16 protein-coding genes are annotated in these 19,289 nt (G+C 69.1%); 4 read left to right on the top strand and 12 right to left on the bottom strand.

Translation table 11 applies throughout. From position 1 onward, the window contains the following. Nucleotides 1-35 precede the first annotated feature (35 nt). On the bottom strand, nucleotides 36-1,460 hold the full coding sequence (locus tag RT323_RS09065) for a CCA tRNA nucleotidyltransferase (RefSeq protein WP_313407316.1): 1,425 nt from the start codon (nucleotides 1,458-1,460) through the stop codon (nucleotides 36-38). Between the two features lie 139 nt (nucleotides 1,461-1,599). On the opposite strand from RT323_RS09065, the gene RT323_RS09060 reads away from it, so the two are divergent. Continuing rightward, nucleotides 1,600-3,168, top strand: coding sequence for an ABC-F family ATP-binding cassette domain-containing protein (locus tag RT323_RS09060; RefSeq protein WP_313407314.1), 1,569 nt, complete (start codon nucleotides 1,600-1,602; stop codon nucleotides 3,166-3,168). Nucleotides 3,169-3,225: 57 nt separating this feature from the next. On the opposite strand, the gene RT323_RS09055 is transcribed toward RT323_RS09060, so the two are convergent. The 6 genes from RT323_RS09055 to RT323_RS09030 all read right to left on the bottom strand — a co-directional run bounded on the left by RT323_RS09055 (nucleotide 3,226) and on the right by RT323_RS09030 (nucleotide 10,083). Beyond that, nucleotides 3,226-4,521 (bottom strand): ABC transporter substrate-binding protein, encoded by a 1,296-nt coding sequence (locus tag RT323_RS09055; protein ID WP_313407311.1) that lies wholly within the window; start codon nucleotides 4,519-4,521, stop codon nucleotides 3,226-3,228. Between the two features lie 64 nt (nucleotides 4,522-4,585). Continuing rightward, complete coding sequence (locus RT323_RS09050) at nucleotides 4,586-5,725, bottom strand: branched-chain amino acid ABC transporter permease (RefSeq protein ID WP_313407308.1); 1,140 nt, start codon at nucleotides 5,723-5,725, stop codon at nucleotides 4,586-4,588. Then, nucleotides 5,722-6,618, bottom strand: coding sequence for a branched-chain amino acid ABC transporter permease (locus tag RT323_RS09045; protein ID WP_313407305.1), 897 nt, complete (start codon nucleotides 6,616-6,618; stop codon nucleotides 5,722-5,724). Before RT323_RS09045 ends, RT323_RS09050 begins: the two co-directional genes overlap by 4 nt. Further along, nucleotides 6,615-8,459, bottom strand: coding sequence for an AMP-binding protein (locus RT323_RS09040; protein ID WP_313407303.1), 1,845 nt, complete (start codon nucleotides 8,457-8,459; stop codon nucleotides 6,615-6,617). The genes RT323_RS09045 and RT323_RS09040 overlap by 4 nt, the downstream gene beginning before the upstream one ends. After that, on the bottom strand, nucleotides 8,456-9,259 hold the full coding sequence (locus RT323_RS09035; RefSeq protein WP_313407300.1) for an ABC transporter ATP-binding protein: 804 nt from the start codon (nucleotides 9,257-9,259) through the stop codon (nucleotides 8,456-8,458). Before RT323_RS09035 ends, RT323_RS09040 begins: the two co-directional genes overlap by 4 nt. Then, nucleotides 9,256-10,083 (bottom strand): ABC transporter ATP-binding protein, encoded by an 828-nt coding sequence (locus tag RT323_RS09030; protein ID WP_313407297.1) that lies wholly within the window; start codon nucleotides 10,081-10,083, stop codon nucleotides 9,256-9,258. The genes RT323_RS09035 and RT323_RS09030 overlap by 4 nt, the downstream gene beginning before the upstream one ends. A 113-nt stretch (nucleotides 10,084-10,196) precedes the next feature. Between RT323_RS09030 and RT323_RS09025 the strand changes: the two genes are divergently transcribed. Further along, nucleotides 10,197-10,778: a TetR/AcrR family transcriptional regulator gene (locus RT323_RS09025; RefSeq protein ID WP_313407295.1), complete on the top strand. Its 582-nt coding sequence runs from the start codon at nucleotides 10,197-10,199 to the stop codon at nucleotides 10,776-10,778. 233 nt (nucleotides 10,779-11,011) lie between these two features. Here the strand turns inward: RT323_RS09025 and ppgK are convergent, their stop codons facing one another. Together ppgK and RT323_RS09015 are read right to left on the bottom strand one after the other, a co-directional pair. Beyond that, on the bottom strand, nucleotides 11,012-11,761 hold the full coding sequence (gene ppgK / locus RT323_RS09020; protein ID WP_313407293.1) for a polyphosphate--glucose phosphotransferase: 750 nt from the start codon (nucleotides 11,759-11,761) through the stop codon (nucleotides 11,012-11,014). Nucleotides 11,762-11,783: 22 nt separating this feature from the next. Beyond that, nucleotides 11,784-13,448, bottom strand: a complete 1,665-nt coding sequence (locus RT323_RS09015) for a hypothetical protein (RefSeq protein WP_313407291.1) — start codon at nucleotides 13,446-13,448, stop codon at nucleotides 11,784-11,786. A gap of 86 nt (nucleotides 13,449-13,534) precedes the next feature. On the opposite strand from RT323_RS09015, the gene RT323_RS09010 reads away from it, so the two are divergent. Further along, entirely contained in the window at nucleotides 13,535-14,488 is a 954-nt protein-coding gene (locus RT323_RS09010) for a DUF808 domain-containing protein (RefSeq protein WP_313407288.1), read from the top strand. Nucleotides 14,489-14,578: 90 nt separating this feature from the next. On the opposite strand, the gene RT323_RS09005 is transcribed toward RT323_RS09010, so the two are convergent. Beyond that, entirely contained in the window at nucleotides 14,579-15,679 is a 1,101-nt protein-coding gene (locus tag RT323_RS09005; RefSeq protein ID WP_313407285.1) for an inositol-3-phosphate synthase, read from the bottom strand. Nucleotides 15,680-15,686: 7 nt separating this feature from the next. After that, nucleotides 15,687-16,268 (bottom strand): PadR family transcriptional regulator, encoded by a 582-nt coding sequence (locus tag RT323_RS09000; RefSeq protein WP_313407283.1) that lies wholly within the window; start codon nucleotides 16,266-16,268, stop codon nucleotides 15,687-15,689. A gap of 168 nt (nucleotides 16,269-16,436) precedes the next feature. Between RT323_RS09000 and RT323_RS08995 the strand changes: the two genes are divergently transcribed. Then, nucleotides 16,437-18,623, top strand: a complete 2,187-nt coding sequence (locus RT323_RS08995) for a transglycosylase domain-containing protein (protein WP_313407281.1) — start codon at nucleotides 16,437-16,439, stop codon at nucleotides 18,621-18,623. Here RT323_RS08995 and RT323_RS08990 read toward each other — a convergent pair. Continuing rightward, nucleotides 18,624-19,289, bottom strand: a 666-nt coding sequence (locus tag RT323_RS08990) for a M15 family metallopeptidase (protein WP_313407278.1), incomplete at its 5' end; no start/stop codon positions are given.

Raw genomic sequence — 19,289 nt, 5'->3', positions numbered from 1 at the left:
CGTAGTGGTCTCGGCTCGCGCGGCCGGGACGCAACTCAGCGTGCGGCCCACCAGGCGCGCAGGGCCTCGATCGCCTGGTCCTCGGGCAGCGGCCCGCGATCCATGCGCAGGTCGAGCAGGAAGCGGTAGGCCTCGCCGACCTCGCGGCCCGGCCCGATCTGCAGGATCTCCATGATCCGGTTGCCGTCGAGGTCGGGCCGGATGGACTCGAGCTCCTCCTGCGCGGAGAGCTGGGAGATGCGTGCCTCCAGCTCGTCGTACGTGCGCTGCAGGCGCAGCGCCTTGCGTTGGTTGCGCGTCGTGCTGTCGGCGCGCGTCAGGATGTGCAGTCGCTCGAGCTGGTCGCCCGCGTCGCGCACGTAGCGACGCACCGCCGAGTCCGTCCACTCGCCCGTGCCGTAGCCGTGGAAGCGCAGGTGCAGCTCGACGAGCATCGAGACGTCGTCGGTGATCTCGTTCGGGTAGCGCAGGGCTCGCATCCGCTTGCGGACCAGCTTGGCGCCGACCACGTCGTGGTGGTGGAACGTGACGGTGCCGTCGTCCTGGAACCGGCGCGTGCGCGGCTTGCCGATGTCGTGCAGCAGCGCCGCGAGGCGGATCGTCAGGTCGGGGCGCTCCTCGAGCCGGTGCTCGAGGTCGATCGCCTGCTCGAGCACGGTGAGCGAGTGCTCGTAGACGTCCTTGTGGCGGTGGTGCTCGTCGCGCTCCAGCTGCAGTGCGGGCAGCTCGGGCAGGACGCGCTCGGCCAGGCCGGTGTCGACCAGCACCCGCAGGCCCAGGACCGGCTCGGCGGACAGCAGCAGCTTGTTCAGCTCGTCGCGCACGCGCTCGGCCGAGACGATCTCGATGCGATCGGCCATCGCGGCCATCGCCTCGGTGACGTCGGGCGCGGCGATGAACCCGAGCTGGCCGACGAAGCGGGCGGCGCGCATCATCCGCAGCGGGTCGTCGCCGAACGAGATCGCGGGACCGATCGGGGTGCGGATCGTGCGGTCGGCGAGGTCGTCGATGCCACCGTGGACGTCGACGAACTCGAGGCCGGGCAGGCGCACCGCCATCGCGTTGACGGTGAAGTCGCGGCGCGCCAGGTCGTCGGACAGGTTCGTGCCGAACGCGACGACGGGCTTGCGCGACTGGGGGTCGTACTCGTCGGCGCGGTAGGTCGTGATCTCGAGCGTGTCGCCGCCCTTGCGCAGTCCGATCGTGCCGAAGGCGCGTCCCACGTCCCACGTCGCGTCGGCCCACCCGGCGGTGACCTGCTCGATCTGGTCGGGGCTCGCCGAGGTGGTGAAGTCCAGGTCCGTCACGGGTCGACCCAGCAGGGCGTCGCGGACGGGGCCGCCGACGAGGGCGATCTCGTGTCCGGCGTCGGCGAACCGCGCTCCCAGCTCGGTCAGCACGGGGTGCGCCGCGAGGAGCTCGTCGAGACGCCCCTTCTCGTGCACGGTCAGTTCAGCCACGAGGGTCGAGTCTATCCGCCGCGCCCGCGCCCGGTCGCGGCGTCACCGCGGGACTGGTCAGGTGGCGGCCCGCGCGGTTAGTCTGGGGGACATGGAGAACTGAGATCCCGTCACGCCCACCCGCGACCCGGAGATCTCCATGTCATCCTCCCTCTCTCTTTCCCATGTCTCGTTCGTGCTGCCCGAGGGGCGCACGATCCTCGACGACCTCACCTTCGCCCTGGGACCCGGTCGGCACGGCCTGGTCGGCGACAACGGCAGCGGCAAGTCCACCTTGGTGCGGTTGCTGGCGGGCGAGCTCGCCCCGACTGCGGGCACGGTGGAGGCCCGCGGCCGCCGCGGATACCTCCCCCAGACGCGTGCCTGGGCCGGCGCGACGGTCGCCGACGTCCTGGGCGTCGCTCCCGCGCTGGCCGCCCTGGCGCGGATCGAGGACGGGTCGGTCGACCCGGCCGACTACGACCTGGTCGGCGACGACTGGGACCTGCCCGATCGCGTCGAGCGGTGGCTCGGGCAGGTCGGCCTCGCCGGCCTGGGCCCGGACCGTCCCGTCTCCGCGATCTCGGGCGGTGAGGCCACGCTGCTGCGACTGGCCGGCCTCATGCTCGGGGACCCCGAGATCCTGTTGCTCGACGAGCCCACGAACGACCTGGACGCCGACGCTCGTGCGCGCCTCACCCGGATCGTGGACGAGTTCTCCGGGACCCTCGTCGTGGTGAGCCACGACCGCAGCCTGCTCGAGCGCGTCGACCACGTCGGCGAGGTCCGGGCCGGTGCCGTGCGCTGGTTCGGGGGGTCGTTCAGCGACTACGAGGCCGTGATCGAGGCGGAGCAGGAGGCGGCGCTCAGGTCGGTCTCGGCGGCGAAGGCCGACGTCCGTCGCCAGCGCCAGGACCTCGTCGACCAGCAGGTCAAGCAGGCCCGGCGCGACCGCAAGGGCCGGGCGAACGCGGACAGCTTGCCGAAGATCGTGGCGGGGGCGTACCAGCGCAAGGCCGAGGTCACGTCGGGACGACTGCGTGGGATGCACGAGGACCGGCTCGGCGCCTCGCGGGCCGCACTGGCCACGGCGCAGGACCGGCTGCGCGACGACCGCCGGATCCGGGTGGACCTCCCCGAGACGCAGGTGCCGCCCCGGCGCGAGGTGCTCCGTGCCGAGGGCGTGGTTCCCGCGTTCGGCACGGCGCGCTCCTTCGACCTCGACGTGCGAGGCCCCGAGCGGATCGCGCTGGTGGGTCGGAACGGGGCGGGCAAGTCCTCGCTGCTGCGAGCACTGCTCGGACTCCAGGAGCCGCGGGCCGGCCGGTCGGTCGTGCACGTGCCCTGGCGCTACCTGCCGCAGGGGGTCGACCTGCTCGAACCCGAGCGGACGATCCTGGAGAACGTGCGCGAGGCGGCTCCCGAAGCGGAACCCGGCACGGTGCGGGCCCAGCTGGCCCGATTCCTGTTCCGAGGAAACGCGGTGGACCAGGTGACGTCCACGCTCTCGGGCGGTGAGCGATGGCGGGCGACGCTGGCGAGCCTGCTGCTGTCGACCCCGGCGCCGCAGCTGCTCGTGCTGGACGAGCCCACCAACAACCTCGACCTGGCGAGCATCGCCCACCTGACCGAGGTGCTGGACGGGTATCGGGGCGCCCTGCTCGTGGTCAGCCACGACGCCGCGTTCCTCGCCGACCTCGGCCTGGACCGCTCGATCGAGGTCGTCTGACCCGGTCCGGGCACGACGAAGGGGCCGGCCCTCGCGGACCGGCCCCTCGTCACTGCATCAGCCCAGTGCGAAGCAGGGCTCGGTGTAGTCGTAGCCCTCCGCCGTCGGACCCGCCTGCAGCTCCTGCGCGATCGAGACGCCGGTGGGGGCGTCCGCGTCGACCTTCGAGATGACGCTCTGACGCCACGCGACCTCGTTCGGGTCACCCGTCTTGTTGAACGCCTCGTCGGGCAGCATGCCCTCGTAGTCGACGCTCTCGAGCTCGCTGGCCGCCTTCACGACGTTCTCGCGGCTGATGCCACCGTCCATGTCGGCGGCTGCCTCGAGCGCGGCGAGCAGCGGGTACTCCCACACCCAGCCGGCCGTGTAGCCGTCGCTCGGCGAGTCGACGCTGTCGAGCGCGTTGCGCATGGCCTCGTGTCCCTCGGACTCGGTGCCCCACGGTCCCCACGGACCGGCCTGGAAGTACATGGCCTGCAGGGCCGGAGCCGCCTCGGTCTGGAGCAGTGCCGGGTTCCACGTGGGGCTCGAGCCCACGACGGTGCCCTTCCAGCCCTGGGCGGCGGCGCCACCGAGGATCGTGGCCATCTCGGCCGGTCCGGTGGTGATGTAGACCAGGTCGGGCTTCTCCTTCAGCACCGCTGCCACGGCACCGGCCTGGTTGTCCTGGCCGGTCGCGGTCTCGATGGCCTTGAAGTCGAGGTTGTTGGCCTTGGCCGCCACCTCGACACCGGCGGAGGCGTCTCCGCCGTAGTCGTTCGGGTAGTGGATGGCCAGGACCTTGCCCTTGACGCCGCGGTTGGCCACCGCCCAGTCGACGCCGTTCATGGCCTCGAAGCAGTAGTTCGCGCCCGACTGCAGGATCTGGTCCTCGAAGTCCCAGGCCGAGTTCCACGAGGCCGGCACGCCGATGACGTCGTCGGCCTTCATGTCCTCGAGGATCGCGAGGGTCTGCGACGAGCCGAGCGTCTGGCCGAGGGCCAGGACGTCGTTGCGCATCTCCTGGTACTTCTTGTTGTGGATCTCGGGGTTGTATTCCGCGTCGGCGATGTACTCGTCGATGTTGACGTCGTACCCGCCCACGCCGCCGTCGTCGTTGACCTTCTTCCAGAACGCCTTCTGGGCGTCGGTGATCGGCACGGCCAGCGGGGCGAACGGACCCTTGGTGAGGTCCGAGATCGCGCCCAGGTAGATGCAGCCGTTGTCCTCATTGACGGCGTCGGGGCACGCTTCCTCGGTGATGCCCGGGCCGGCAGCGCTGTCGTCGTCGCCGCCACCGCGGCAACCCGTCAGCACGAGGGCCGCCACCGCCGCACCGGCGGCCACGCGGACCCACTTTCGGTGTTGCTTCATCGTGTTCTTCCTCCTGGGGTGGTTCGACGGTGCGGTCGCACCGCCGGCGGCCTCGCGGCCGGGTCTAGTAGGAGAAGGGCCAGCCCTTCCAGTAATTGCGGATCCGGGTCCAGATCCCGAACAGTCCGCGCGGTTCGAAGATCAGGAAGCCGATGATCAGCGCGCCGTAGAGGATCGCCTCCAACTGGAACACCGTCAGCAGCTCGCCCGGCACGTAGTGGGCCAGGAACTGGCTGATCCGCGGCAGCAGCGCGATGAACAGCGCGCCCATGATCGAGCCACTGATCGTGGCGACTCCGCCGATCAGCACCATCGCGAGGTACTGGACCGACAGCAGCAGGCTGAAGGCGCCGGGCTCGAAGACGCCGATCACGGCGTAGTAGAGGGCGCCGGTGACACCGGCGAAGAACGACGACATCGCGAAGGCCATGACCTTGAACTTCGTCAGGTCGACGCCGATGACGGCGGCGGCCACGTCGCGGTCGCGCACCGCACCGAACGCGCGGCCCACGCCCGAGCGGGCGATGTTGCGGCCCAGCACGGCGAAGACGATCAGGAAGACCAGCGCCAGGAAGAACTGGGCCTGCCCGCGCGAGAGTCCCGAGATCGGCTCCATCGACGCGAAGTCGATCCCGAACAGCTCGAGCTCGGCGCCGCGGCGACCGACACCGGGACCGCCGGTGATGTTCCGTGCCTCGCGGAAGATGTGGTCTCCCAGGAACACCAGGCCGAGCGTGACGATCGCCAGGTAGAGGCCGCGCAGTCGCACGGCGAGGGGACCGACCAGGAGTCCGGCGAGGGCGGCGACGACGCCCGCGGCCGGCAACCAGATCCACATCGGCAGGCCGTAGCCGAGCACCGCGCCATCGGGATCGCCACCCAGCACGGCCCCCGTGTAGGCGCCGACGCCGATGAAGAACGCGTGCCCCAGCGAGACCTGCCCGGCGTAGCCGGTGACCAGGTTGAGGCCGATCGCTCCGACGGCCGAGATCATGCCGAGCGTCAGGACCTGCAGCAGGTCGTCGGTCAGCAGGAACGGGACCACGAACGAGGCGATGACGATCCCGATGACGCCGCGACGCTTCGCTCCCGTGTTCGCCAGTGCCAGGTCCTGGCCGTAGCTGGTGCGCAGCAGGGGACGGCCGCGGACGCCGGTGGCCTTGCGGGCCTTGGTCGAGGGCGCCGAGCGCAGGGTCGTGCTCATACGCGCTCCACCTCCTTGGTGCCGAAGAGTCCATAGGGTTTGACCAGCAGGATCAGGAACATCAGCGCGTACGGGGCGACGAGGGCGAAGTTGTTGCCCAGCCACGGCGCCACGTCGGGCTGGTAGACCGCCGTGAGGGACTCGACGATGCCCACCAGCAGGCCGCCGATCACGGCGCCCGGGATGCTGTCGAGGCCGCCGATGATGATCGCCGGCAGTGCCTTGAGCGCGATGATCCAGGTGTTCTGCTCGAGGCCGGCGCCGGTCGCCGCGACGAACGTGCCGGCGATCGCGGCCAGGCCGCCCGCGATGGCCCACGCGAGGGCGAACATCGTGCCCACGCGGATGCCCTGGGCGAGCGCCGTCTCCTGGTTGAGGGCCGTGGCCCGCATCGCCAAGCCGGTCTTGGCGTACCGGAAGAACAGGCCCAGCGCGATGACCGTGACGATCGTGACGGCCATCAGGCCGAGCCGCTGGTGCGAGATGGACAGCCCGAAGAACTCGAAGCGCTCGCTGCCGTTGGGGTACGGGACCGAACGCGGGTCCGGACCCATGTAGCGGTTCGTGAAGATGCGCAGGACGATGTCGACGCCGATCGTGATGATCGCCAGCGTGAACACCGGCTTGCCCACCATCGGCCGCAGTGCCAGCCGCTCGACCAGCATGCCCAGCAGGGCGCCGAGGATGATCGCGACCAGCAGGGCCGGCCAGAACGGCAGGTCCCACACGCTGGTGGCGTGATACGCGAACAGTCCGCCACACACCATGAGCGCCGGCTGGGCGAAGCTGATGACGTGCGTGGCCTTGAAGATCATCACGTAGCCCAGCGCGAGCAGCGCGTAGATCGATCCCTGCGCGAAGCCGTTCAGCAGGGACTGGAGAAATGTCGTCATGCGCTCACCCCGGCGTAGAGGCCCTCGATCTCGACCGCGAACCGCTCGGTGATCGCCGAGCGCTTGATCTTCTGCGTGGCGGTCAACTCGCCCTCCTCGTGATCGAGCTCCTTGGGCAGCATCGCGAAGCGCTTGATCGTCTCGACGCTGGCGAACTTGAGGTTGGTCTCGTCGACGACCGACTGGACCAGCTCGCGGACCTCGGGCTTCTCGGAGAGGTCGCGGTAGGTCGTGAACCCGAGCTTGCGCTGCTGGGCCCAGTTGCCGACCGTGTCCAGCTCGATCCCGATCAGCGCCGTCAGGTACTTGCGACGGTCGCCGATGACGATCGCCTCCTTGATGTACGGCGACGCCTTGAGGCTGTTCTCGATCTCGCTGGGACTGATGTTCTTGCCGCCTGCGGTGATGATGATGTCCTTGATCCGGTCCGTGATCTTGATGTGCGTGCCGTCGACCCACTCGCCGACGTCGCCGGTGTGCAGCCAGCCGTCCGGGTCGATCGTGCGGGCGGTGGCCTCGGGGTTGCGCCAGTAGCCGACGAAGGTGCCGGCGTGCCGCGTGAGGATCTCGCCGGTCTGCTCGTCGATCCGCACCTCCGTGCCGACCTGGGGCTCGCCGACGGTGCCGACCTTGACGCGGCCGGCCATGTTGGCCGTCGCGACGGCGGAGTTCTCGGTCATGCCGTAGACCTCGTGCATCGGGACGCCGATGCCCATGAAGAACTCGAGCACCTCGGGCGCGATCGGCGCGGCACCCGACGCGGCGTACCGCACCTTGGCCAGGCCGAGTCGCTCTCGCAGCGGCCGGTAGAGGCAGACCCAGCCGATCGCGTACACGGCACGGGTCGCCGCGGTGTGGTTGCCCTGGTTCTCCACCAGCGTGCGCCCGATCCACGCGGCGCGCTTCATCCAGAAGTCGAAGTTCTTGCGCTTGAACCACGACGCACCGCTCATCCGGATGTGGACGCCGGCGGCGACCTTCTCCCAGATGCGCGGAACGCCGAACAACAGGGTCGGCTGCACCTCGCGCAGCGCCTGCTGGACGGTCTCGATCGACTCGGCGAAGTTGACCTGCGAGCCGACGGCCGCGTTGAACCACGTCGTGAAGACGCGCTCGGCGACGTGGCACAGCGGCAGGTACGACACGACGAGGTCGCGGTCGCTCGCGGGTGGGTCGACGAAGGCGCCGCCGCTCTGCAGCGTCCCGATGACGAACTCGATGTTGGCGATCGACAGCATCGCGCCCTTGGGCGGTCCGGTGGTGCCGGACGTGTAGACCAGGGTCGCCAGGTCCTCGGGGGACGCGGACTCGAGGCGCTCGGTCAGCGCGTCGGGGTGCTCGCCGCGGTGCTGCTCGCCCAGCGCGAGGAAGTCCTCCCACGCCATCAGCTTGGGGTGGTCGTACCGCCCCTGGATGCCGCGGTGGTCGACGTGGACGACCGTGCGCAGGTCGGGCAGCTCGTCGGCGATCTCGAGGTACTTGTCGACCTGCTCCTGGTCCTCGGCGATCAGCACGCACGCGCCGGAGTCACGCAGCACGTGCAGCACCTCGGGCGCGGGGTTCGTCGGGTAGAGCCCGACCGTGGCCGCGCGGATCGCGGTGATGCCGATGTCGCTGTAGAGCCACTCGCGTCGGTTCTCGCTGTGCACCGCGACCCGGTCGCCGACCTCGACGCCGATCGCCATGAGGGCGTGGCCGACGAGCGTGGAGCGGTCCCAGTACTCGGCCCAGGTGACCTCCTCCCACAGGCCCAGGTCCTTCTCGCGCATCGCGATCTTGTCGGGGGTGTCCTGGGCACGGGCGCGGATCCGCTTCGGCAGCGTGTCGATGGCCGCGTTCATGCGAGATCCTCCTGCAGCTCGGCGACGACGGAGTCGTCGACGGGCCCGAGATAGGCCCTGATGACGTCGGAATGGGTCTGCACCTCGTGCGGGGTGCCGGTGGCGACGGGTTTGCCGAAGTCCATCGCCATGACGCGGTCGGCCAGGTCCATGACGAGGCCCATGTCGTGCTCGACGAGGATCATCGGGATGTGCAGCTCGTCGCGGATGTCGAGGATGAACCGCGCCATGTCCTCGGTCTCCTCGCCGTTCATGCCGGCGACCGGCTCGTCCAGCAGCAGCAGCTTGGGCTCCATCGCGAGGGCGCGACCGAGCTCGATGCGCTTCTGGATGCCGTAGGGGAGCATGCCGACGGGCAGCTGGCGGTAGCCCTCGATCTCGAGGAAGTCGATGATCTCCTCGACGCGGCGCCGGTTGGCGACCTCGGCCCGCTTGGCCTTGCCCAGCCACGCGACCGCGGAGGCCCAGCCGTAGCCCAGGTGGGCGTGCCGGCCGAGCATCAGGTTGTCGACGACGTCGAGGTTCTCGAACAGCTCGATGTTCTGGAACGTGCGCGCCATGCCGAGGTTCGCGATCTTGTGCGGTCGCATGCCCCGGATGTCGGCGCCGTCGAACTCGACGGTGCCCTGCTGGGGGCGGTAGACGCCCGAGAGCACGTTGAAGATCGAGGTCTTGCCGGCGCCGTTCGGGCCGATCACCGCGAAGAGCTCATCGGGGAAGACGTCGAAGTCCACTCCCTGGAGAGCCTTGACCCCCGAGAACGCCAGCTCGACGCCGCGCAGGCTCACAACCGGGTTCACGAGAGCCACCGCTTCCGCCTCTTGTAGTGCTTGGTGTCGCGGTAGCTGGTGGTGGCATCACCGCGGCCCAGGTAGAAGTCGCGGATGTCGTCGTCGTCGAGGAGCTCGGCGGCGGGCTTGTCCATCACGATCTTGCCGTGCTCCATGACGTAGCCGTGCTGGGCGATCGACAGCGCCATGGTGGCGTTCTGCTCGACCAGCAGGACGGTCGTGCCGCGCTCGTTGATCTGCACCACGATGTCCTTGATCTGTGCCACGATGCGCGGCGCGAGGCCGAGGCTGGGCTCGTCGAGCAGCAGGATCTCGGGCTGGGCGACCAGCGCGCGACCCATCGCCAGCATCTGCTGCTCGCCGCCCGAGAGGTAGCCGGCGGTGCTCTTGCGGCGCTCCTTCAGGACGGGGAAGAGCCCGTAGACGTCCTCGATCCCCTCGTTGAGGTTGCCGCGGCGGGTGTGGCCACCGACGCGCAGGTTCTCCTCCACGGTGAACTCCGCGAACACGCGGCGGCCCTCGAGCACCTGGCCGAGCCCCGCGGACACGATCTTCGGCGCGTCGGCCGTGTGGATCGGGGTGTCACGCAGCATGACCTCGCCCTTGGTGATCTCTCCGTCGTGGATGTCCAGCAGTCCCGACAGCGCGCGCAGCAACGTGGTCTTGCCGGCGCCGTTGGCCCCCAGCAGCGCCACGATGTTGCCTTGCGGAACCGTCAGGCTCACGCCACGCAGGACCAGGATGACGTCGTTGTAGACGACCTCCAGGTTCTTGACACTCAGCACGTTCCCTCCCTCATTCGTCGACAGCCCCTCGCAGGAACGTGACGACATCCTCACATAGGTTTGTGAGCCAAGTCACGAACTATCTACACTTGGTGTGTCGAAACTTGGTGACGATTGGGTGAAGGCCTGTCGTCGTGGGGGATCATGGAGCAGTGACGTCAATGGAATATCGCCAGACGGACGGCCGGATGCAGCGCAGCGAGCGCACCCGTGCCCTGATCGTGCAAGCGCACGTGGACCTGCTGCGCGAGGGCGTCCTCAAGCCGACCGCCGCGCTGATCGCCGAGCGCGCCGGGGTGTCGCGCCGAACTTTGTGGTCGAACTTCCGCGACATGGAGAGCCTGCTCGGCAGCACCGTCGACCACTGGTTCCGCCTCGACGACGAGCTGCGCGAGGAGATCGACCCCTCCGCTGCGCTGGACGAGCGGATCGCCAACTTCTGTGCCGAGCGCGAGCGGCGCCTGGTCAACATCGCGCCGGCCGCACGCGCCGCCGTGCTGGGCGAGCCCGACTACGTCGCCCTGCGCGCGAGCCGCGAGGGCCACATCCGGCGGGTCCGCACCGACCTCGAGACCACCTTCGCGACCGAGCTCGAGCAGGCGCCCGACCCCGAGGTCCTGCTGGACGCGATGACCGTCGCCGTCAGCTGGAACGCCTGGTCACTGATGTACGACGACCACGGCTACCCCGCCGACCGCTGCCGCCGGCTGATGGAGCACGCCCTGCACGCGCTGCTCGGGTGACGGTTTCCCCGGTTAAGTAGGTTCTCCCTCACTTCACGAGGGTTGCGATCCTCGAGAAGTGCTGGGAAACCTCGCTCAGTCGCGGTGCGGCGGCCGCCTCGGACGTTCGATGTCCAGACCGAGAGCTGAGCCCCGGCGGAACCGCAGAGGCGCACTGGACGAGGTTTCCTGTCACTTCTCGAGGATCGCAACCCTCGCGAAGTGCCAGGAAACCTACTTAACCGGGGAAACCGTCAGCCGCGCTCGCCGAGGGCGGCGGCGCCGATGATGCCGGCGTTGTTGCGGTGCTTGGCCGGGACGATCGGCGTGCGCAGGTCGAGCAGGGGCAGGAACTCGTCGCTGTTCTTGCTCACGCCGCCGCCGACGACGAACAGGTCGGGCGACAGGATCCGCTCGAGGTGACTGAAGTAGATCTGCAGGCGCTCCGCCCACTGCGCCCACGAGAGCTCCTCGCGCTCGTAGGCGCTGGCCGCGCACCAGGTCTCGACATTCGCGTGTCCGTCGACCTCGAGGTGACCGAACTCGGTGTTCGGCACGAGCGTGCCGGCGTTGATGAGGGCCGAGCCGATGCCCGTGCCGAGCGTGATGACGCACACGAGGCCGTGCTCCTCGCGGGCGGCGCCGTGGTCGTTCTCGGCCACTCCGGCGGCATCGGCGTCGTTCACGACGTGGACCTGGCGGCCCAGCACCTCGGTGAACAGCGCGTCGACGTCGGTGTCGATCCAGGTCGGGTCGATGTTCGCGGCCGACCGGGCCACGCCGTGCTGCACGACCGCCGGGATCGCGACGCCGATCTGGGGGACGTCGGCCGCCTCGGGGAAGTGCTCGACGATCTGTCGCGCGACCTCGGCGACGGCTTCGGGGGTCGCCGGCTTCGGCGTGGGGATGCGGAAGCGGTCCGCCTCCAGCTTGCCCTTCTCGAGGTTGACCGGGGCACCCTTCGTGCCCGTGCCACCGATGTCGATCCCGAAGCCCATGACCATGCCGAGAACCCTATCGGGGGCGTCAGTCATAGTGATAGAAGTTCATGTCCCCCAGGACGACACCGCTCGCGGCGGACGGCCGGTTGAGCGCGTTGTGGTTCAGGCCGATGCGGCGTCGCTCGATCTTGCCGTCGGCGAAGCGCATCTCGATCCGGCCACGGCTGATCATCCGGTAGGTGCCGCGCTTGTCGGGCGGGATGCTCGACCAGGACGACCCGAGACCCGGCCACGAGCCCACCGAGAAGCCGGTGCGGACAAAGCGACCCTTGCGGTCGAGCGTCAGGTACGTGGTCGTGGCGGTGCACATGAGCACGCACTGACCGCTCCAGTCCTGGTTGATCAGGTTGGCACCGATCCGTTGGCCCTTCTTCGGGAAGGTCAGCGGTTCGAAGTGGCGGCGCTTCTGCTTCGGCGCGGTGTAGGAGAAGCCGTATGTGGTGACCTTGGCCTTGCGGCCCGCGAGGCGCATGACACCGGACTTGCGGTTGTACGTGTACTTCTTGCACGCCTTGGTGGTCCGGCGGCACTTCGGGACGACGCCGTTCTTCGGCGCGCCGATGTGGGCCCAGCGCTTGTTGAGGAACCAGATGACCTCGGTGTCCCAGCCGGACGAGTCGCTCAGCGAGGACGTGGCGAATCCCCAGAAGTACCGGCCGCTGAGGCTCTTGTACCTCTGCGCTCTCGGCGCGACGCCGATCGTGAAGCGCTTCGAGGCGCGCACGCCGTTCGCGGTGGCCGTGAAGTTGATCTTGCGCGCCTTGGTGCCCTTGGCGACGCGCACGTGGAACGTGACGCCGTACGTCGTCGACCGGTCGCTCACCCGTCCGAGGCTGCGGCTGCGGGGCTTGATCTGCAGGCCCTTGCCGGCGGCGGTGATGCGGGTGTTGACCGCGTCTGCGCGGCCGGAGTTGTGGATGTCGAGACGCATCTTGACCCACTTGCCCCGGCGGGCGGCGTGCAGCGACTCGCCGCCCTTGATCGCGAGCCGCGGGGTGAAGTGGGTGACGAGGCTCTCGGCCCCGAGCCCGTGGTGGACGGGAGTCGCGTTCGGGCCGGCGACGAGGGCGAAGGAGCAGTCGTATTCCGCGGTGCGGAACGCCGAGTTGGCCGCGGAGGTGATGGAGACGGTGGACCCCGAGCGCGACCGCGAAACGGCGAAGCTCGTGGTCGGATTCTCCTGCCCGTCGTAGAACGTTCCCGCGGCATCGGCGTTGTTGCCACCGGCGGCGATCAGCGCGCGCCTGATGCACTCGCCACCGCGCCACTGGCCGAAGAAGACGTAGATGTACGAGTCGGCGGCCGGGGTGGACCGGAACGGGACGGTCGCCGTGAGCCGTTGACCGACGAGGTCCTGGCTGACGTCGGCCCGCGTCATCTGGTAGGCCGCCGAGGGGTTCGCTCCCGTCGAGACGAAGCGAGCGAGTCGCGCCGTTCGGCGGGTCGCGCCACTCGCGTGGTCCGAGCTCGACGAGCTGGGAGCCCGGCGCGCGGACTGCGGCGAGCGCCGGCTGGACGCCTTCGGCATGGCCCCGGCAGCGGCCGCGCCGGAGGTTGCGACCTCGACATCGATCACGGCCGGACGCGCGTCATCGGCGTCGGCGGGCAGGGCGGAGAGAAGACCGAGCGAGAGCGCGACGGAACCTACCGTGGCGATCGAGCGGTGAAACGTGCGCCGACGACTGGACATGGCATCCTCCCCGAGATGGACCAAGCGGTCGGCCCATCCTGAGCGGTCCGGTCGTGGCTGTCAACGGTCGGCCGTACGCTGACCCCATGGCTGGAGGACTTGTCGCCCTGCTCGACGACGTGGCTGCACTGGCGCGATTGGCCGCCGCATCCATCGACGACGTGGCCGCCGGAGCCGGGAAGGCGAGTGTGAAGGCCGCAGGCGTGGTGGTCGACGACGCGGCGGTCACACCGCGCTACGTGCACGGTGTCGACCCCAAGCGCGAGCTGAGCATCATCGGCCGGATCGCCAAGGGCTCGCTGCGCAACAAGCTGTTGTTCATCCTCCCGGGACTGCTCCTGCTGAGCCAGTTCCTGCCGTGGGTCCTCACGCCGCTGCTGATGCTCGGCGGCACCTATCTGTGCTTCGAGGGCGCCGAGAAGATCTGGCACTTGCTGCACCCGCACCACGAGAAGAAGGAAGAGCCCAGCAGCTCCCAAGGCCCCGAGGCCGAGCAGCAGGTCGTCTCGGGCGCGATCCGCACCGACTTCATCCTCTCGACCGAGATCATGGTCATCTCTCTCAACGAGGTGGCGGGCGAGTCGTTCTGGTCGCGCGCGATCATCCTGGTCGTCGTGGCCCTGGGCATCACCGCGCTGGTCTACGGCGCGGTCGCCCTGATCGTCCGGATGGACGACGTCGGCGTCAGCCTGGCCGCGCGCTCGTCGGCGGCGGCCAAGCGCACGGGCACACTGCTCGTGAAGGCCATGCCGAAGGTGCTCTCGGCGCTGGCGACGATCGGCATCGTCGCGATGCTGTGGGTCGGCGGCCACATCCTGCTGGTCGGCACGGACGACCTCGGCTGGCACTGGTTGTACGGCAAGGTCCACGACCTCGAGCACTGGGTCGCCGACATCATGCCGTTCGCCGACGGTGCGTTCGAGTGGGTCGCCAACACGGCGGTCTCGGCCTTCGTCGGCCTGCTGGTCGGCGCCGTCGTCGTCGCTGTGGTCAACGGGATCAGGCGCGTGCGCGGCGGTTCTTCGGCCGCCGGCCACTGACCTCAGCCCCTGCCGCTTCGCCGGAGGCCGGAAACGACGAAGGGCCGGCGTCCCGCAGGACACCGACCCTTCGTGTGGTGGGAACCGAGCTCAGCGCTCCTCGGTACCGGCGATGAAGCCCTCGAGGCGGGCGCGGCCCTCGTCGTCGGGACGCTGCTCCGGCGGCGACTTCATCAGGTAGGACGACGCCGAGAGCAAGGCGCCCGAGACGCCGCGGTCCTTGGCGATCTTCGCCGCGCGGATGGCGTCGATGATGATGCCTGCCGAGTTCGGCGAGTCCCAGACCTCGAGCTTGTACTCCAGGTTGATGGGGGCATCGCCGAAGGCGCGACCCTCGAGGCGCACGTACGCCCACTTGCGGTCGTCGAGCCACGCGACGTAGTCCGACGGGCCGATGTGGACGTTGCGATCGTTGATCTTGTCCGCCAGCGTGCCGTGCAGGTTCGACGTGACGGCCTGCGTCTTGGACACCTTCTTGGACTCCAGGCGCTCACGCTCGAGCATGTTCTTGAAGTCCATGTTGCCGCCGACGTTCAGCTGGTACGTGCGGTCCAGAGCGACGCCCCGGTCCTCGAACAGCTTCGCCATGACGCGGTGCGTGATGGTGGCGCCGACCTGGCTCTTGATGTCGTCACCGATGATCGGGACGCCGGCGTCCTCGAACTTCTGGGCCCACTCGGGGTCCGAGGCGATGAACACGGGCAGCGCGTTGACGAAGGCGACCTTCGCGTCGATCGCGCACTGCGCGTAGAACTTGTCGGCTTCCTCCGAGCCCACGGGCAGGTAGGACACCAGCACGTCGGCCTGCGTGTCCTTGAGGACCTGGACGACGTCGACCGGGGCCGCGTCGGACTCCTCGATCGTCTGGAGGTAGTACTTGCCCAGGCCGTCGAGCGTGGGGCCACGCTGGACCGTCACGCCGGTCGGCGGGACGTCGGTGATCTTGATCGTGTTGTTCTCGCTGGCGAGGGTGGCCTCGGCCAGGTCGAAGCCGACCTTCTTGGCGTCGACGTCGAACGCGGCGACGAACTCGACGTCATTGACGTGGTAGGGGCCGAACTTGACGTGCATGAGCCCGGGGACGGTGCCCTCCGGGTCGGCGTCCTTGTAGTACTCGACGCCCTGGACCAGGGACGTGGCGCAGTTGCCGACGCCGACGATGGCCACGCGGACCTTGTTCTCCGAACTCATGGAGACCTCACTTTTCCTTGTCTGTCGTGCTGTTGTCTTCGTGCTGCGTGAACGCGTCGGCGCGCTCACGATCGATCAGCTCGGTCAGCCAGCTGATCTCGCGCTCGACCGACTCGAGGCCGTGGCGCTGGAGTTCGCGGGTGTAGGCATCCATGCGTTCGCGGCGGTGGGCCGAGGCCGTACGGACGTTCTCGAGGCGTTCCTCGAGCCGCGACCGACGGCCTTCGAGGATGCGCACGCGCGTGGGGGAACTGGTGCGGGCGAACAGGGCGAACCGAACGCCGAAGTTGTCGTCGTCCCACGCCGACGGGCCGCCGTCCTCGAGCAGGGAGCTGAAGTACTCCTTGCCGTCGGCGGTGAGCCTGTAGACGATGCGAGGGCGCTTGCCCCGCGGGGACGTCTCGGTGTCGGCCGCGATGTGGCCGGCCCGCGTGAGCTGCTTGAGGCAGGGGTAGAGCGTGCCGTAGGACAGCAACCGGGTCCAGCCCAGCAGTCCGTTGACGTGCTTGCGCAGCTCGTAACCGTGCATGGGCGAGTCGGCGAGGAGGCCGAGGACGGCCAGTTCAAGCGCTGCTCCACGTCGAGCCATCACCGCCTCCTTCCACGATCACGTCGATTCGATGCCACGAACGGCTATATCGGTACGATACATCGCGTCATGCGATTCATGAAGACCCGCATCGGGCCGGTCATCGGTTTCTCAGGAACACCAGTCAGACTGGAGCGTTGTCAGACGTCGTTGGAAAGGAACCGATTCGTGGCGAGAACTCGCACGAAGGCGAAGCAGGGCCGGCTCTCGCGCTTCGCGAAGCGCATCGGCGGCAACGGTGCATGGCCCGTCCGCGTGCTGCGGTGGCTCCTGTTCCTGGGCATCCTCGGGTTCGTCCTGGGTGCCGTCGTGGTGGCGATCCTCTACATGACGATCAAGATCCCCGACCCCAACGCCGCGTTCCAGACCGAGACGACGAACGTCTACTACTCGGACGGCAAGACCAAGATCGGCAGCTTCGCGACGCAGGACCGCGACAGCCTCGAGTACGACGAGATCCCCGAGATCATGCGCGACGCCGTGGTCGCGGCCGAGGACCGCACGTTCTGGGACAACCGCGGCATCGACGTCAAGGGCATCGTCCGCGCGGCCCGCGACAACGCGACCAGCGGCCAGATCACCGGCGGCGGCTCGACCATCACGCAGCAGTACGTCAAGATTCTCTACCTCAACCAGGAGCGCTCCTACACCCGCAAGGTGAAGGAGGCGATCCTCTCGGTCAAGATCCACAACCAGCTCGAGAAGCAGGACATCCTCGAGGGCTACCTCAACACGATCTACTACGGCAACGGCGCATACGGCGTCGAGGTCGCGTCGCAGACCTACTTCGGCAAGCCCGCGGCGAAGCTCAACGTCGGCCAGGCGGCCTTCCTGGCCACCGTCATCAACAACCCGTCGTACTTCGACCCGTACGCCGAGGGTGCCGAGGATCGGGTCATGCCGCGCTTCAACTACGTGCTCGACGGCATGGTGAAGCAGGGTTCCATCACGCAGGAGCAGGCCGATCTGCACCGCGACACGTTCCCGAAGTTCAAGAAGCAGCGCGCCAACCAGCGCTTCGGTGGCCCCAAGGGTCACCTCCTCGACCTCGTGAAGCGCCAGATGCGCGCCGAGGGCTTCCTCGACAACGAGATCGACGGTGGCGGGTTCCGCATCGTCACGACGTTCGACAAGGACCAGCAGGACGCGGCCGTCGACGCCATCGACGAGGTCCGGCCCGACGGGCTCGACGAGCTCAACACCGCCGTCGTCTCGGTGGAGCCGGGCTCGGGCGCGGTGCGCGCGATGTACGGCGGACCCGACTACCTCAAGAACCAGCTCAACTGGGCGACGCTGGGCACCCAGCCGGGCTCGACGTTCAAGGTGTTCGCGGTGGTCGCGGCGCTCGAGAACGGCTACAGCCTGCAGACGAGCCTCGACGGCAACGCCCCGTTCCGCATCGGCGACGCCGTGATCGAGAACCAGGGCGACGCCGGGGGCAGGTCCTACGGCAGGATCAACCTGGAGCGGGCGACCGAGTTCTCGGTCAACACCGCGTTCGTCGACCTGACGGACCAGATGGAGGACGGCGAGAAGAAGATCATCGCCGCGGCCAAGGAAGCGGGCATCCCCCAGGCCACCATCGACACGATCGAGCCGGTCATCGGCGTCTCGCTGGGCTACGCCCCCGTCGCACCGGTCGACATGGCCAACGCCTACGCGACGCTCGCCGCCGAGGGCAAGCGCGCCGACTGGTACGTCATCGAGGAGGTCGAGGACTCCCGTGGGGCGCGCGTCTTCAAGCACAGCAAGAAGACGGTCCAGGCGATCGACGAGGACGTCGCGGCCGACACGCTCGCGGCGCTGCAGACGGTCGTGCGCAGCGGCTCGGGTCGCAGCGGGGCCACGTTCTGCCCCACCGCGGGCAAGACCGGCACGGCCACCGCGACCGACGCGAAGAGCGAGGAGCAGCGCGTGTCGTCCTCGTGGTTCGTGGGTGCGACGCCGAAGCTGGCGACGGCGGTCATGTACAACCGCGGCAAGGGCAACGAGCAGCTCGAGGGCTACCTCAACCCCTTCTTCGGCGGCACGTACCCGGCCCAGACGTTCTCGACGTACATGAACGCGGCGCTGGAGGGCTCCGAGTGCGGGACGTTCCCTCCGCGGGCGAACATCCGGGCCGAGGAGGGCACCTCGATCTCCAACGCACCGCCGCCGAGGAAGGAGGAGCCGAAGAAGGAGAAGAAGGAGCGCAAGACCGAGCGTCCGACTCCCCGTCCGACGCCGACGCCCACGCCCGATCCCGAGCCGACGCCCGATCCCGAGCCGACGCCCGAGCCGACGCCGGAGCCCACACCCGATCCCGAGCCGACGCCCAGCCCGAGGCCGAGCCAGAAGCCGCCCGCCGCGCCCTGATCACTCGGGCGCTGCGAAGTGCTGGAAGTCGGGCTCGGGCCACCGCCCGCCCCACGTCCAGCCGATCTGCTCGAAGGCATCCACGACGACGTCGCCGTCGTGGATGACCCCGGGCGCGGTGTCGGCGCTGCCTGACCGGTCGAGCTCGTCGAACTGCGTGCCGGCCGGCGGCAGGACCCGGTCCGAGGTGACGTAGGGGTTCTGCACGGGGTTGAGGTCGACCGCGGCTCCGTACGCGTGGCGTGACCACTGCTGCTGGCCGAGCACTCGGCGGCAGTTGAACGCCGAGGTGTTGTTGGCGGCCATCGAGGCGAGGTCGTCGCCGCCATAGTCGCTGACCAGGCGCATCTGCCGGATCGGCCAGCGTGCGCGGTACAGGCTCCTGAACACGGTGAGCAGGTCCTCGGCGTGTTCCGCGTGGGCGACGAGCTCGCCCTGTCGGGCGCGGCCCTCGAAGTCGACGTGCGTGACCCGCAGGAGGCGCAGCGACGCGAGCGGCACGGGACAGGTCGCGTCGTGGCCGGAGGCCATCCGGCTCGCGAGCGCCGGCCCGATCGACTCGACGGACCCCGTGAATGCCGGCAGCTCATCGCCGGCGTCCCGCCCTTCGACCGGTGACGCCAGGCTCGTGCAGGCGCGACGCGCCTGCCAGCGGGCCTGCGCCTC

It is taken from the genome of Aeromicrobium sp. (genome assembly GCF_032084975.1).
Taxonomy (GTDB): Bacteria; Actinomycetota; Actinomycetes; order Propionibacteriales; family Nocardioidaceae; genus Aeromicrobium.
The sequence above is the reverse complement of the archived record's forward strand: the minus strand, read 5'-3'. Positions and strand labels throughout refer to the sequence as shown.